The sequence below is a fragment of the Vibrio sp. 2096 genome, assembly GCF_033339595.1.
Lineage (GTDB): Bacteria > Pseudomonadota > Gammaproteobacteria > Enterobacterales > Vibrionaceae > Vibrio > Vibrio alginolyticus.
Genome location: NZ_JAWOUX010000006.1, coordinates 239,298 through 253,021, shown reverse-complemented (window position 1 = coordinate 253,021; position 13,724 = coordinate 239,298). Strand labels below are relative to the sequence as shown.

Sequence of the window (13,724 nt, the reverse complement as noted above, 5' to 3'; positions counted from 1 at the left end):
GTTCCTTTTTCGTTCTTGTTTACTTGCGAAAAGATAAAACATAAAGACAACTTTAAGAGGACTGGTTTTGAGCATTTTGTTTTCCGAAGCCCGCATTGGCAACATGACCCTAAAGAACCGTTTTGTGCGAAGCGCAACGTGGGAGAACATGGCGACCGAAGATGGTCACATGACGGCAAAGCTTTACGATATTTACGAAACGCTTGCGAAAGGGGAAGTTGGGCTTATTGTCACGGGTTATGCCAATATCGTTGAAGAAGAGAAACCCAACGCAGGTATGATGGGGATCTACAACGACTCTTTTATTGAAGAATACAAAAAGCTAACAGAGCTAGTACATCAACTAGATTCTAAAATCGTGATGCAAATTGCTTACGGTGGCACCAAAACCACCCATAACGTCGGTGAGCGTGTCATCTTCGCTCCGAGTGACGTGCCTGAGCGTGGTACAAATACGCAAGGCAAAGCGATGACAAAGGACGAAATAGACTACATCGTAAAGGCATTCGCATTGGCGAGTAAACGTGCTCAAGACGCTGGTTTTGACGGCGTAGAGATTCATGCGGCGCACACTTATTTAATTAACCAGTTTTTAAGCCCGTACTATAATCGTCGAGAAGACGAATATGGCGGTGACTTAGAAAATCGCATGCGCTTTCTTTTAGAAATTTATTCTGAAACCAGAAAGCTGGTTGGAAGCGAATTTCCCATCCTCGTTAAACTGACGGCAACAGAGTTCTTTGACGGCGGTTTAACGTTCGATGAAACTCGCGTCGTCAGTAAGAAACTTGAAGAAGTAGGCGTTGATGCGATCATCGTATCTGGCAATATTCACGGCAAAGCAAACGAACTTGTTGGTCAAACGTTCGATGGTTACACACTACAAGAAGAAGGTTACTTTCACGAATATGGTCACGTGATCAGTCAGGACGTTAGCATACCGGTGATTACTGTCGGCGGGCTGAGCGACATTGATGCGATTGAGAAAATTGCAGAAAACACAGGTATCCAATTTTTTGCTGTGTCACGCCCTTTATTGGCTGAGCCACAGTTGATCAAACGTTGGAAAGAAGGCAATCGCGCACCAGTAGATTGTGAACGTTGCTCAAAGTGTCGTACCAAGCGTGGTAACTTTTGCGTGGTGTATAAGAACCGAAATCGTCGCAAAAAATAGAACGAAGCGAATACACAAATACAAATTAGCCTCCACTCTGAATATGGAGGCTTTTAATTATCCGCATGTTAATCGAACCATTATTTATCTTCTTTTTGATAGTTTAAATAATGCACACAAAGATCGTGAAATGCTTTAGCTTGAGGCGAGATCGTGCGATCGGTTAACGTAAATATACCAATTTGCCTTTCAAGTGGTGGATCGATAAGCGGGATCCAAACCAAGCGTGTTTCATTGGTTGGGAAAGCAAGCTTCGGTAGGGTCGTGACACCAATCCCAAGTTCTAAGACAGAAAACAGCGAAGTAATATTTTCGACCGAATAGAGCGCTTGCTGACTCAGAGCTCTTGCTGGGGTTGGATCGAGAAGTGTACAAGTGCCGTTACGGATAAAGGGTTGTTCCAACAAAGTTTGCCACTCGATTCCTTCTGGATGACTTGCAATAGGGTTGTCCTTTAAACACACCACGCCTATTGGATCGGCTAACAGCGGCGTAAAGTCAATGCCGCCCTCATCGAGGTGAGAGGGGTTACCGAGCGCCAAGTCGACTTCACCGGAGAGTAAGCGAGCCTCGACGCCCGCCGCGTTATCATCGATCAAGCTTACTTCTACATTTGGATACTGCTCGCAAAAGGCACCCAATACGCTAGGGATGAGTTTCGCTGCAACAGAAGGAACGCTCGCAATTCGCACTCTCCCTTGCTGTCCGGCCGCGGCAGCTTTGAGATCGTTGTCCAGCGCACTGTAGATATTGAGAAACTGAACCACTTTGGGCAGACAAATTTCACCAAACGGGGTCAATTTGGTTTTGTTTCCGGGTTCAAACAGCGTTTGCCCTAGAATTTTTTCAAGCTCTTTTATCGATGTTGACAGTGCCGCCTGAGAACGATTTGCACGATGTGAAGCGGCTCGAAAGCCTCCTTCCTCGACTACCATCACAAAATGCATTAATTGTTGAAGCTTAATACTCATCCCTAATGCCTCTTAATCCCTTTATTTACGTTATTTTAAATAGAGTGATAAGTTTAATTTATCAAATGTCAAAAATTTACCGTTAGATTTATCGCCTGTCAATGTGCATCATTTAACCATATTGAAACAAAGCTGTTACAAAGGTTGAAAGGCACGTGAATACTCCTACTAAAAAACACCCAGTTAAAACCAGTCTATTTGCTTCTAAAGCGCCGCTTGAATGGGCGATAGTCAACAACGGAACTCTGTATACGGCTCAAATTCCTATTGATGACACAGGCGCGGTTGTGGAAGGCGGTATCGAAGCACAAACACGTCAAACCTTTAACAATCTCATTCACACCCTGGAGTGTGCCGGGGAGTCTTTGGACTCGGTGTTGCAGGTCCTGATTTATGTGACTGACAGAGAATACTTAAAGACCGTTAACCAAGTGTACGCGGAATATTTTGAAGCGCCGTACCCAAATCGCGCCGCCATGGTGGTTGCAGGGTTAGCACGAGAAGAGATGTTGGTGGAGTTTGTCGTCTACGCGTCGGCAAGCCAACCAGAATAAATCCAATAAGAACAATTAGAGATCAGTGAGTGGGTGGCTTGCCATCACAAATCGGAAGAACAAGGAAAGAACCATGACTTTTATTAACAATGTTCAAGCAGAAAAATCCCTCTATATAGCGGGTGAGTGGCAATCGGGCATGGACACCATCGCCAATATTAACCCTTCTGATATCAGCGAAAACATTGGCGATTTCTCACAAGCGAGTGTGTCGCAAGTAGAGCAAGCGATTCAAGCGGCTAAATCAGCGCAGCCAGAGTGGGAAAAAACACCAATCGAGCGCAAACAAGCAGTGCTGCAAGCGATTGGTGATGAGCTCATTGCACGATGTGACGAATTGGGAACCTTGCTTTCGCGTGAAGAAGGTAAGCCATTTGCTGAAGGTCGAGGTGAGATTTACCGTGCTGGCCAATTCTTCCAATACTTTGCTGCTGAGGTTCTGCGTCAAATTGGCGATAACGCTGCTTCCGTCCGTCCAGGTGTCTCCGTTGAAGTTACTCGTGAAGCCGTCGGCGTTATCGCCATTATCTCTCCTTGGAACTTTCCAACAGCAACAGCTGCTTGGAAAATCGCGCCAGCACTTGCGTTTGGCAACAGCGTCGTCTGGAAGCCTGCCAACCTAACCCCAGCAAGTGCCGTCGCGCTGACAGAGATTATCCATCGCCAAGGTTTACCTGCTGGCACGTTTAACCTCGTTTTGGGTAGCGGTTCGCAAGTAGGTAATACCCTTATCAATTCGAAGGATGTGAACGGCGTGAGCTTCACTGGTTCTGTGGACACAGGCCGTAAAGTTGCAGCGGCTACGGCACCAAACTTTGTACGTTGTCAGCTAGAGATGGGCAGCAAAAACGCGCTCGTAGTGGCAGATGATGCAGACATTCAAATTGCTGTCGAAGCGACAATCGCAGGCTCATTCTCGGGTGCAGGTCAAAAATGTACCGCGTCTTCTCGTCTTGTGGTTATGGACGGAATTCACGACGCGTATGTTGAAGCGCTAATCAAACGCATGAGCGAACTTAAAGTGGGTCACGCACTGGAAGAGGGCGTGTTCATGGGCCCTGTGGTTGATGGTAACCAGCTGAATGCGAACTTTGAGTGGATCGAAAACGCACGCCAAGCAGGCGCGGAGTTGGCTTTCGGTGGTGAGCGTCTGAGCCTAGAGCATGACGGTTACTACATGTCACCAACCCTGTTCTTGAACACACAAAACAGCTGGGAAGTGAACCAAGAAGAAGTCTTTGCACCAATGGCAAACGTGATTCGCGTTTCTGATCTGGATGAGGCAATTGCAGTCGCGAACGATACGCGCTTTGGCCTGACAGGCGGCATTATCACGCAAAGCTTGCGTAATAGCGCGATCTTCAAACAGCAAGTCCAAACGGGCTGCGTCATGGTTAACTTGCCAACTGCGGGTACAGATTATCACGTTCCATTTGGTGGCCGTAAAGAATCTAGCTTTGGTCCTCGTGAGCAAGGTCAGTACGCCAAAGAGTTCTACACCGTAGTGAAAACCGCTTATCAGCGTCCTTACTAAGATCGGCAGGGTAACTGATGGTGTCAGTTGCCCGCACGAAAAGGCTAAGAAATTGTTTAAGGAGTGGTTATGTACCAACAACGGATTGTGATTGACGGATTGCAGTACTGCAATTGGGATCGAGAGTATTTCCAAACGCTTAAGGCGAGTGGCATTACCGCCGTTCATGCCACCATCGTCTACCACGAAACTGCGCGCGAAACCTTAACGCGTTTTGCTGAGTGGAACTTGCGCTTCGAGCAAAATGCGGACCTCATCATGCCTATTTATTCAATGGCAGATGTAGAAAAAGCCAAAGCAGAAGGCAAAGTCGGCATCTTCTTCGGCGCGCAAAATTGCTCACCTATCGATGATGAAATTGGTCTGATTGAAGTGATGCGCCGCCAAGGTCTGCTGATCATGCAACTGACCTACAACAACCAAAGCTTACTGGCGACAGGTTGTTACGAACAAAACGATTCCGGCGTAACTCGCTTTGGTAAGCAAGCGATTGAAGAGATGAACCGAGTCGGGATGATCATTGATATGTCCCACAGCGCGGAGCGTTCGACGTTGGAAGCTATCGAGCTCTCTTCGCGTCCAATTTGTATCAGCCATGCTAACCCGACATTTGCGCATGACGCACTGCGCAACAAGTCCAACACCGTGATCAAAGCACTGACGGAGCGCGGTGGTTTGATTGGATTCAGTTTATATCCATTCCATTTGCCAAATGGCAGCCAGTGCACTCTGGATGATTTCTGCCAGATGGTAGCGAAAACCGCAGACATGTTTGGCGTCGACCATTTAGGCATCGGTAGTGATCTGTGCTTAAACCAGCCGCAACAAGTGTTGGAGTGGATGCGCAACGGTCGTTGGTCAAAAGCGATGGATTACGGCGAAGGTTCGGCAAGTAACTCGGGATGGCCAGATGCGCTGCCATGGTTCTGCGGCAGTGCAGGGATGGAGAACATCTACAACGGATTAATGCGTCACGGATTCAGTGAATCTGAGGCAGGAAAAATATTGGGTGAAAACTGGTTTAACTTCCTCAAAGAAGGATTAGAGCCTATTTCATAGTACACCCAAAATTAGGAACCGCCTGCCTACATAACAACAATACGGCAGGCGTAAAACTCACATTTGTAGCCAGTCTTTGGCAGCTGCAAAGAACCTCTGGAGCCAGAGTATGTCTGATTTAACCAATAGCATGAAAGCTTCCACGATGAGCGTGTCATCGGGCAAGTCAAAAGCAACACACAACACATCAACAACAGAAAACACGACGGACAAATTAGGACTGAATAACCCGGCCTTTTGGTATAGCGGTGGTTTTATCGCGTTGTTCGTTGCTATTGCACTTTATGACGGCGAGTTGTTATCTACGATCGTTAACGCCGGCTTTGGCTGGGCAGTTCAGGTGTTTGGTCCTTACTGGCAGTTACTGCTGCTTCTCACTTTTCTTATTGGTCTTGGCTTGGCTGCAGGGCGAACAGGCAAGGTGATGTTGGGCGGGATTGCAAAACCAGAAATGGATTCTTTCCGCTGGATGGCGATTATTTTCTGTACCTTATTGGCTGGTGGTGGTGTTTTTTGGGCCGCGGCTGAGCCTATCGCGCATTACGTTAGCCCACCCCCTTTGTACGGCGCGCAAGATAACCCGCAGCAAGGTGCGGTGAATGCGTTGTCGCAATCCTTTATGCACTGGGGCTTTCTGGCTTGGGCGATTGTAGGTAGCTTAACTTCCATCGTGGTGATGCACCTGCATTACGACAAAGGTTTACCACTAAAACCCCGTATTTTGCTTTACCCAGTCTTGGGCGAACGAGCACTTAAAGGCCAACTCGGTGCATTGATTGACGCGTGCTGCATTATCGCGGTAGCCGCGGGCACCATCGGGCCAATTGGGTTTTTAGGCTTGCAGGTTAGCTACGCGTTAAATGCGCTGTTTGATATTCCTGATGGCTTTACCACTCAGCTTATCATCATCTTGTTTGCGATTGCTCTTTACACCTTGTCAGCACTCAGTGGATTAAGCCGAGGCATGCAACTGCTTAGTCGTTACAACGTGATTCTGGCAATGGCATTGATGGTTTACATCCTGTTTTTTGGCCCTACGAATTTTATCTTTAACGGATACATTCAAGGTGTAGGGAGCATGCTGGATAACTTTATCCCAATGGCGACCTACCGTGGTGATGAAGGTTGGCTAAGCTGGTGGACAGTATTTTTCTGGGGCTGGTTCCTGGGTTATGGTCCGATGATGGCAATTTTTATTGCGCGTATTTCCCGTGGTCGAACTATCCGCCAAGTCATTTCCACCATCAGTATTGTGGCTCCGTTAACCACCTGTTTTTGGTTCACGATTGTGGGCGGCTCTGGCCTAGCGTTTGAAATTGCTGAACCGGGCAGTGTGAGTGCGGCGTTCGAAGGCTTTAACCTGCCAGGTGCTTTGCTTGCGGTGACTCAGCAACTACCAATGCCAATGCTGACTTCAATTCTATTTCTGATTTTAACCACGATCTTCATCGTCACGACGGGCGACTCAATGACCTACACAATCAGTGTCGTGATCAGTGGTGAAACGGAGCCGAATGCGATCATCCGTACCTTCTGGGGCGTAATTATGGGTGTGACGGCACTAATCCTGATTTCTCTTGGCTCTGGTGGCATCTCTGCACTGCAATCTTTCATTGTGATTACCGCGGTTCCGGTTTCGCTGATTCTGTTACCGTCACTTTGGAATGCGCCGCAAATCGCAATCAAAATGGCGAAAGAGCAAGGGCTATAACAATTATCTAATTCAAACAACGTGGAGCTTGTGCGGGTGTTTTCCTCCTGCATCCGCACAAACCCTAGTATTCTTACAATAACAAATAGGTGGTGAGCAAAATGGATGCACATCGTTCTACTTATACGGAAGCAACTATGCGCGATGCAGCGATTGTCATGGCAGCCGAAAGGCTTGGCGCAATGCACCAAAACCGAATCAGCTTTGTTCGCAGTCTGATTCGTAATATGGCAAGCCAAAACTGGCAAGTAACCAAGCATGAGTGGCAGCTTTGTCCTCGTGGTTATGGTCATGTGATTTACAAATTGACCACGCCAGAGCACGTTTATCATTTGGTGGTATTCTGTGAAGAAATTGCCGACGACGAGCGTAATGATCGCGTAATTGCTGAAAAGTGGGACGTCACATTTGCACTGGTTCAAGGCGATGTTGATGTTACTTTGTTGGAAAGATTGCGAGAAAATGTACCGCTGCAAGAAGCGGGACGTAATCCAAACAACGTACTTGTTCTTGCTCGCGCAAACAAAAGTGTGCGCGTGTTTGAGCACATTGTTAGCGCTCTTTCTCAAGGCGAGCAGCCTGAGCCGAAAGAGTTAGCGGAAGTGGGTTATATCCTGCGTACCACAGCTGTTTATGGTAACGGAAAGTTTGGTATCGCCGATTTCAAACTGTTAGAGAACAACTCAGATTTCAGCCAGTCTTTTAGTGCGCAAATGTGTGCAGTATATATGTTGCGTGAATTCAGCCTAGATTGGGTGCACTATCTGGCACTTCAACAAGGTGGCGACAACGCGGTGGCTTTGCATCGTGGCTTGCAGCGCTACCTTGGTGTCGGCAATGCTACTGGCTTAGGCATGGCTCCATACTTGATTAATCATCCGTGTATTGTTGACCAATGGATGACCTCTCGTGAACGTGCGGTAGCGCGAGTCTTTGCGATGCCATGTGAAGCGTCGTTCCATGCTCCTTTGCAAGGATTGCTGCAAAAAGCACAGCGTCATTTAGAGCAAGTCATCACCATCAATGAACATCAAGACAGGCTCAATCATCAAGCGATAGCAGACATCAAACAACTGCTATCGAAGCTAACAACGTTAATGGCATTACATCCGAACTGGGCGAGTTTGGTCGAGCATAAGAAAACAATGAGTGTGGAAGCCCAAGAAATTCTCACCTCTTGCTTGATCGAACTCTACCCATCTTTAGTGGATGAATTTGCTAGCCAAATGAATACGGATGAAACGTTATCTATTCCGGGCGGGAAAAAGATCCAAGATTTACTGGAAGTGTTGCAAAGCAAGTACCGCTGGGCGATTGATGCGGATTACTCACTAGCCGAGAACAACTACTGGTTCTGGTATCGCTCACAAGATAAAGAAGAGCCAAGGCTTGGTGTTCGCGGGGAAGAGGCTGGAGAAGAAAAAGAACTGCCGCTTGATATCGGCAGACAAGTGAATCGCTTGTACCAGGCCTTGCTTGACTGTGATGTAGAAATGTCCGTAGCAGAGTTTCTATTGCAAAAACCGGCTTATCGTTCGATCACACGTCGCGTATGGACGCTAGGCAACCGTGCGATGGGGGATATTCAAATGAATGTGCTGCGTAAAGATGCGTTACCAATGCACTTACTGCGCTGTAAATTGGCGATCTTTGGCGCGACTAAGTTTGATCCGCGCTCGGATCGTTGGGTTCGAGTAACTTTCTTCCAAGGTGCGCCGTTGTTAGATGAAATTCACGACCCTAAACTGGCAGACACATGGATTTTCCCTAGCATGCCGCCACGTGACGAAATTGCGCAAAGTGATAATCAAAAAATCAGTGGAGGATTTGAATTATGATCGTCTCTCACAACGAATTGGTGGCCGCCGTTAATAAGGCATTTCTTGGCATGCGCCGTCACTGTGGTGAGGCGGATGTCATTGCGAACATGGTGGCGGACTTGCAAATGGTTGGCTTACATGGAGTTCGCCATTTTAATAACGCCAGTCTGTTTCTTGGGTTAGATTCAGACTGCGCCGTATCGGTGACCAACAGCACGCCGTCAAGCATAGAGGTAGAACTGCACAACGGGAGTGTGGCGTGTCATTTACCCGCGGTGTTGGATTTCGCGCTCGAGAAAATGATCAACCGTAAGTCGATTACCATTACGTTGAAACAGTGTCATAACCGTTGGTTGGGTTTCAGTGAGTTGTTGAAGCTCTCTGCGAAAGGCATCGCGTGTCGAGCACAGTGGGTCAATGGCTCTAGTCCCAAGCGAACGCTTTATGTGTTAAACCGCGGACGAATCGCACCAGAAGTCTTTTTCTCGGATCAGTTTGATGGGCATGATACGGATTTGCATAGTATGGTTATCGAGCTCTCCGTGAACGATTTCGATATCGAGAAAAGTGCACAAGGATATACCACCCACATTGAAGGCGATGAGTTAAGCCGTACGCAACAAGCTTCTTGGCAAAATGGTATCTTTGTCGAAGACCAAGAATGGGAAACGCTGAAACAAACCGCAACCGCGTTGCTGGTGGAGAACAGTGAGCGTTCTATGCTCGGTGCTGGTGGTGTGGTTTAAGCTATGAAAGGCGATGATTCCAAGTAGAAGTGATGAAGGCTGCTGTTTAGCGGCCTTTTTTGTGCGCGATGTTCAGTCACTTCTGAAGTTCAAAGACTATGATTACCGTTATCCGCAAGATGGAGCAACACAGGTAAGAAAAATGGATCTGCAAGAGAATAAAAGAAATGCCATTGCGTTTTACGAAACCGCCTATAGAGGTAACCCAAGAAAGGCAGTTGAAGACTACGTAGGTGATGAGTACATCCAGCACAATCCATTAGTTGGAAATGGCCCCGAGGCTTTTATCGAGTATTTTGAGCGGATGCAAAATGAGTATCCCGATAAAGATATTACGTTTGTGCGAGCCATTGCTGAAGGGAATTTGGTGGCACTACACACTCACCAAACATGGCCTAATGATATTGAATACGTGACGATGGATTTCTTTCGTTTTGATCACAATGGGAAGATCGTTGAACATTGGGACGCTCTGCAAGAGATACCCAAAGAAACATTGAATGGTCACACCATGTATTAACGAGTCGTTGATTAGTCTCCCATGCCGTTTATTCAAATGGTATGGGAGGTTAAATGATTTGTGGCACTCGAAGTATTAATCATCAAAGCGCTTTTTCGATTCTCACCGCGACGTCTTCAGATACCCAGCCTTTCCACAAGTCAGGGTAGGTATTAAAGAAGTAAAACATCGCTTCTTCACCGTCCGCGTAGTTATCTTCCATCCAGGCCAGCATTTCACTCATTTGCTCGTTGGTAAATCCGCGTTTCTGCAAGTACGCGAATGCTTGGGGTTCTTTGCTCGCAAACGCCTCAGTTGTTACTGTGCGAACTGGAGAAGGTGGGTACATTGTTACTTTTGGTGAAACGCAATCAGGCTGGGTGGTACAGTTGCGATACTCTTCTAAATCTGTTCCGCTACCAAAATCCACTTTGACCATATCATACTTGCCCAATACGGGGGTCGGTGACCAGTAGTAACCAAACCAAGGCATTTTGCGATCATAGGCTTTAGCGATGGTGCCAGCTAGTGCTGCGCCAGAGCCTGGGTCAACCATCTCAAAGCCGTGCTCACTTAACCCTAATGCATTAAACAAGTGACCGGAGGTGATTTGGCATGTCCAACCAGCAGGGCAGCTATAGAACGCGAACTTGTCATCATCTTCTGGGTGTTCAAATAGTTTGGCGTGCTTGATGACGCCTTCTATCGTCGCGAGCTCTGGATACTGTTTTACCAGATAGGCGGGAACCCAAAACCCTTCTTCACCGCCATTGACAAGCGATTCACCAGCGATACGCAAGCGTTTATCCGCAATCCCTTTATCAAGTGCTTCTTTAATGCCGTTTGTCCATAACTCTGGCGCAACGTCAGGTTGCCCCTTTTCAATCATAGAGGTGCCTGTAGGAACGCTATCACCAGGGATCAATTCCGCATCACACTGGTAGCCTTCATTTAAGACAAATTGGTCGATGTGCGCCATTAAGCTGGCCGAATTCCAATTCATGTCTGCGATGGTTATTTTTCCGCATTCGTCCGCATTTGCATGAGTAGATAATGCTGATACCAGCAGAACAGAGAGCATTGAAGGTGTCGTCTTCATGTGACTGAATTTCCTTGTCGTTGTCATTTACTTCAGTATATACATCGGTTTATAAAGATTCAGTGAACAAGTTTTTTTCAGTGACGTTAAGCATAAAAACGGCGATTTATGAAGCGTTTAGTCAGAGTGGTTGAAAGGGAGTTAATACAGCAAGAACACCCCTTCGTAGCCGCCGATCTCAATGTGAGAAACATAGTCGCCGATGTTACCGTCTTGATCTACAGGTCGCATAGGTTCTGGAAGTGCGATAGTTATCTTCGGTGAGGAGAAATAATCGATATTCTTGCCAAAGAAATCAGTTCGATACAGAACTCTGCCTTTGGTGAATTCTCGGGCTAACACCATCTCTGTAGGGCCATGCATCACTACCGTATCGTCTGAGTGATACGCAAAGTACGTATGGGTTGGTAACAAATCGATAGAGCCATTGGGCAAGTCAGGATGAGCCACTTTGCTCATAGAAGCATCTCCAATGACTGTGTAATCGGCAGGATAGGGCGTGCTGGTGGACATCATTACCGGAGTCGCCTGATATCCCTCTGGTGTTTGATTGGCAGGCTCTCCCAAATCAACGGCAAGCAAGGTGCTAGGTTGATAAGCAATATTCTTTGGTACGCCTGCTTTCCAGAAGTTGTCACCAGTTGTGTTATTACTTCCATATAAGTAGCCATTGTTCCACTGATTAAAGTAACTGCGCTCAGGGTGATAGTTTAAGTAGAACACCGCTAGTGCAGAGTATTGGTCCTGTTTCCAGTTATCCTCAGTGTTGCCAAAGTATTGAACTCGACCATAACGCGTGGTCGCTTGATAAATCACTTTCTGACCCGCTTTGGCGAGTGCAGAGTTATCCCAAAATTTAGCCAAGCCAGCATAGCCACTAAAGCCGGTAGCAGGGAAAAGGTAGTGCTCGCGCAAGTACAAGGAGCCAGCGTTAACCAAGAGGTTTTGCCCATTACGACCGAATAAGTTTGCCGTACCTATGTTGAGGCCAATTAACGCATCTTCATCCAGCGTTGCCAGTTTATTCAAGAACGCCGAGAATTGCGCTTTGTAAGCATCGTCAGCAGCTTGGCTACCCGCCACCAAACCAAGTTCATCCACTGTGCCTCCGGAATATATGTAGAACTGATTTGCACCGAGTAACTTATTCGTATCGTCGTTGTACGCACCATTTAAACCTTGTTTCGCCCATTCAGCTTGGTAATAGTGGCGCATTGTATTGGTAAAAACGGGATTACCGAGATTGGTCAATGCCCAAGAAGAGGTTTGATTCCACATACGACCAAATGGAATAACCCGTGACTCCCAACGAAATCGGGCCGTTGCATTCTTATTCGAACGGTTTTTGTATTCATTCCAAGAAAGATAATTGTCTTGGTTTCGATCTGCAGATTTGTCGAAGCCACGAATTTTACGCCAGCGTTGAATGGTTTGGCCTTCCGGAGTCTCCGTTGGTGCTCCTGAGATATTGACGGCAGGGAAGCTGTTTTTGAGTTGAATGTTTTCGAGACGTGGGCGGTTTTCTATGTTGCCGTCATGCCAAGTAATTTTCGCAAAGTAAAGGCGGCCGCCGTCGCGTAAAAAGGTGGAGCCAAAGTACTGACCGCCACCATAAGTTTTTCCGCTACCATCATGCGTTGTAGCGCGAACCCAATCCGAAGGAACAGACCAGTTTACTGTTTGGTTTTTAGTCATGTTCTCAGTTTTGTCTTTTTTAATCGCGAAGCGTTTCCATTCTGTTACCCGACCAAACGAGTCGATAGCAGAAGGGTATTCAATCGTGAAGCTGCCGCCTTGAGCAAACTGAGAGAACGTAAAGGCTAAGCGGTCGAACTTCTCTGAGTGATAGACATAGAGGGCTCCACCATTATTCGCCTGGCCAAATACATCAGCATCCCATGGCGGTGGTTGATATAGCCAAAAGCCGGCGTGGTCAGCGCTGGCGGTATAGCCAACGATCATCGGTTTTCGATTGAGTAGAGTATTCTCACCATGGCTTGAGTCGACTTCAGCTAGGATAGTGTCTTCAGAAAAGTGGAGAAAGAAATCTTCGTAGTCAATTCCATTCAGTTCTGCGAGATTACGTATATCGTTTTCCAGCCAACCTGAGTTAAGTTCCAGCTTTTGGTTGTACATGTAACCAAGTGCTTGTACACGCTCATTATGACTTTTACTTTCGTAAGCGCCGAATAAGATATCAGCATAATCCAGTTCCCATTCACGTGTAGCCGCAGCAGAGATAGGCTTATCTTGAAGATCAATACCCTGTTCATGCAACCCAGGTAATACGATTGCTGTTCTACTCCAAACGCTGGGTATAGAAAGTAAGCTCAGAGAAGCAAGTGCCATGAGAGAAAAACAATGCGACTTCAACATGGGGTTATCTCACTCATACTTAGATGACTCGAATTAAGGGCCAGAATACAAAGAGAAATTATAGTCTATTCACAAAGTCCTAATCAGGAACCCGCCGATAGAAGGCTTTACCGGAAATCGAGGGGGGAAGCCCGGCAAAAATGAGAAGGTCTGCGTCGGGTGTAGTACGTTCAAAGACTCA

11 protein-coding genes are annotated in these 13,724 nt (G+C 47.0%); 8 read left to right on the top strand and 3 right to left on the bottom strand.

Annotation, left to right across the window (positions count from 1 at the left end):
- Positions 1 to 67: 67 nt before the first annotated feature.
- Entirely contained in the window at positions 68 to 1,174 is a 1,107-nt protein-coding gene (locus tag R7Q41_RS14090; RefSeq protein WP_170897001.1) for an NADH:flavin oxidoreductase, read from the top strand.
- A gap of 80 nt (positions 1,175 to 1,254) precedes the next feature.
- On the opposite strand, the gene R7Q41_RS14085 is transcribed toward R7Q41_RS14090, so the two are convergent.
- Positions 1,255 to 2,145: a LysR family transcriptional regulator gene (locus tag R7Q41_RS14085; protein ID WP_005375788.1), complete on the bottom strand. Its 891-nt coding sequence runs from the start codon at positions 2,143 to 2,145 to the stop codon at positions 1,255 to 1,257.
- A 155-nt stretch (positions 2,146 to 2,300) separates the two neighbouring features.
- On the opposite strand from R7Q41_RS14085, the gene R7Q41_RS14080 reads away from it, so the two are divergent.
- From R7Q41_RS14080 to R7Q41_RS14050, 7 genes are all read left to right on the top strand, one after another.
- A complete protein-coding gene (locus R7Q41_RS14080; RefSeq protein ID WP_005375789.1) occupies positions 2,301 to 2,699 on the top strand; it encodes a RidA family protein in 399 nt (132 codons plus the stop codon).
- Between the two features lie 73 nt (positions 2,700 to 2,772).
- Positions 2,773 to 4,233: an aldehyde dehydrogenase family protein gene (locus tag R7Q41_RS14075; RefSeq protein ID WP_033906957.1), complete on the top strand. Its 1,461-nt coding sequence runs from the start codon at positions 2,773 to 2,775 to the stop codon at positions 4,231 to 4,233.
- Positions 4,234 to 4,302: 69 nt separating this feature from the next.
- On the top strand, positions 4,303 to 5,292 hold the full coding sequence (locus R7Q41_RS14070) for a membrane dipeptidase (protein ID WP_006742451.1): 990 nt from the start codon (positions 4,303 to 4,305) through the stop codon (positions 5,290 to 5,292).
- A gap of 109 nt (positions 5,293 to 5,401) precedes the next feature.
- Complete coding sequence (locus R7Q41_RS14065; protein WP_318144539.1) at positions 5,402 to 7,003, top strand: BCCT family transporter; 1,602 nt, start codon at positions 5,402 to 5,404, stop codon at positions 7,001 to 7,003.
- Between the two features lie 101 nt (positions 7,004 to 7,104).
- Complete coding sequence (locus R7Q41_RS14060) at positions 7,105 to 8,841, top strand: hypothetical protein (RefSeq protein ID WP_318144538.1); 1,737 nt, start codon at positions 7,105 to 7,107, stop codon at positions 8,839 to 8,841.
- On the top strand, positions 8,838 to 9,569 hold the full coding sequence (locus R7Q41_RS14055) for a DUF3726 domain-containing protein (RefSeq protein ID WP_025767672.1): 732 nt from the start codon (positions 8,838 to 8,840) through the stop codon (positions 9,567 to 9,569). The genes R7Q41_RS14060 and R7Q41_RS14055 overlap by 4 nt, the downstream gene beginning before the upstream one ends.
- Before the next feature lie 142 nt (positions 9,570 to 9,711).
- Positions 9,712 to 10,089 carry a nuclear transport factor 2 family protein gene (locus R7Q41_RS14050; RefSeq protein WP_031777276.1) on the top strand — a complete coding sequence of 126 codons (378 nt, stop codon included), beginning with the start codon at positions 9,712 to 9,714 and terminating at the stop codon, positions 10,087 to 10,089.
- 82 nt (positions 10,090 to 10,171) lie between these two features.
- Here R7Q41_RS14050 and R7Q41_RS14045 read toward each other — a convergent pair whose 3' ends face one another.
- Both R7Q41_RS14045 and R7Q41_RS14040 read right to left on the bottom strand, forming a co-directional pair.
- Positions 10,172 to 11,167: an ABC transporter substrate-binding protein gene (locus tag R7Q41_RS14045; protein ID WP_318144537.1), complete on the bottom strand. Its 996-nt coding sequence runs from the start codon at positions 11,165 to 11,167 to the stop codon at positions 10,172 to 10,174.
- 141 nt (positions 11,168 to 11,308) lie between these two features.
- Positions 11,309 to 13,543: a hypothetical protein gene (locus R7Q41_RS14040; protein ID WP_318144536.1), complete on the bottom strand. Its 2,235-nt coding sequence runs from the start codon at positions 13,541 to 13,543 to the stop codon at positions 11,309 to 11,311.
- Between the last annotated feature and the right edge of the window lie 181 nt (positions 13,544 to 13,724).